At 57.4% G+C, this 1,689-nt stretch carries 1 pseudogene; it reads left to right on the top strand.

What is annotated here, in order from left to right:
- Window positions 1-87: 87 nt before the first annotated feature.
- Window positions 88-1,515 (top strand): annotated as a pseudogene (locus ACFFJK_RS21620) (IS1182 family transposase); the annotation flags it as partial.
- Window positions 1,516-1,689: the final 174 nt, after the last annotated feature.

Genomic DNA, 1,689 nt, shown 5'->3' with positions numbered 1-1,689 from the left:
GGCCCAGGCTGTGTAAAAACCTTGTGACCTTGTAAACGAACCGGGTTCGGTAAACGTTGAGCCAGTATCTCATCACTGGGGTGCCAAATGAAGCGCTTTATTGAAGGCGAAGACCGCGGGCAAGGCACGCTACTTCCAGAGCACCTGGAGGACTACGTCACCGAGGAAAACCCAGTTCGCGTAGTCGACGTATTCGTCGATGAGCTGGACATGGCCATCCTGGGTTTTGCGCGGGTAGTGCCTGCAAAGACTGGTAGGCCAGCGTACCACCCGGCTGTACTACTCAAGCTCTACATCTACGGCTACCTGAACCGCATCCAGTCGAGCCGCAGGCTCGAGCGCGAAGCGCAGCGCAATGTCGAGCTGATGTGGCTGACCAGGCGCCTGGCCCCGGACTTCAAGACGATAGCTAACTTCCGCAAAGACAACGGCAAAGCCATTCGCAACGTCTGCAGGCAGTTCGTCGTCTTGTGCCAGCAGCTGGATCTGTTCTCGGATGCAGTCGTGGCGATCGACGGCAGCAAGTTCAAGGCCGTCAACAGCAGCGACCGCAACTTCACCGATGCCAAGCTTAAGCGCAGGATGGCGGAGATCGAAGCGAACATCAGTCGCTATCTGGCAGAACTGGACTCGGCGGACCGGCAGCAACCAGTTGCTGCGCAAGCGAAAAGCGTTCGCCTGAACGACAAGATCGCAGCGCTGAGATCGCAGATGGCTACGCTCAAGGAAATCGAAGCGAAGCTGGAAAAGACTGGCGAAACGCAGATCTCGCTCACCGATCCGGACGCGCGTTCAATGATGACGCGCGGCTCAGGCATCGTGGGCTATAACGTGCAAACTGCGGTCGACGCCAAACACCATTTGATCGTCGAGCACGAGGTCACCAACAATGGCAGCGACCGTGATCAATTGTCCGGCATGGCAAAGAAGGCCCGCACAGCGATCGGTACGGCGACATTGACCGCCATTGCCGACCGAGGCTACTTCAAAGGCGAGGAAATCCTGGCCTGTCATGAGGCGGGCATACGTGCTTTGGTGCCGCCTACGAAGACTTCCGTGGCCAAGGCCGATGGCCGATTCGACAAGGCCGACTTCATCTACGATCCCGAAAAGAACGAGTATCGCTGCCCGGCCGGCGAAGCCTTGATATGGCGATTTTCCAGCGTCGAGAAAGGCATGACGAATCACCGCTATTGGAGCTCGAACTGCAAGGCTTGCCCGCTCAAGGACAGGTGCACGCCGAGCGCGCAGCGGCGTGTGACGCGCTGGGAACATCAGGACGTGCTCGACGACATGCAGGCGCGTCTTGAACAGACACCCGACGCCATGCGCATCCGACGTTCAACCGTCGAGCATCCCTATGCCACGATTAAGGCATGGATGGGATCCACGCACTTCCTAACCAAAGGCCTGGAGCGTGTAAAGATCGAAATGAGCCTGCATGTGCTGGCTTACAACTTCAGTCGTTTGCTCACGCTGCTTGGCATGCGGAGCATGCTGGCGGCGATCAGGGCGTACGCCCGTTTTTTGCCGCAAACCGGGCTGTTTGGAGCGTTCTTGCTGCTGGTCTTGTCGAGGACTGAAAAACAGGTCGGCCACGACTATGGCGCTTTTATAGGCTTCTAAATAGACCGTGAGCCGTACAATTCGGCTTACGGATCCAGCTGATGAGTTTTTACACAGTCTGGG

Origin of the sequence: Massilia consociata (assembly GCF_042432755.1) — a bacterium.
GTDB classification, from domain to species: domain Bacteria; phylum Pseudomonadota; class Gammaproteobacteria; order Burkholderiales; family Burkholderiaceae_D; genus Telluria; species Telluria consociata.
This window is presented reverse-complemented; position numbering and strand designations above follow the sequence as displayed.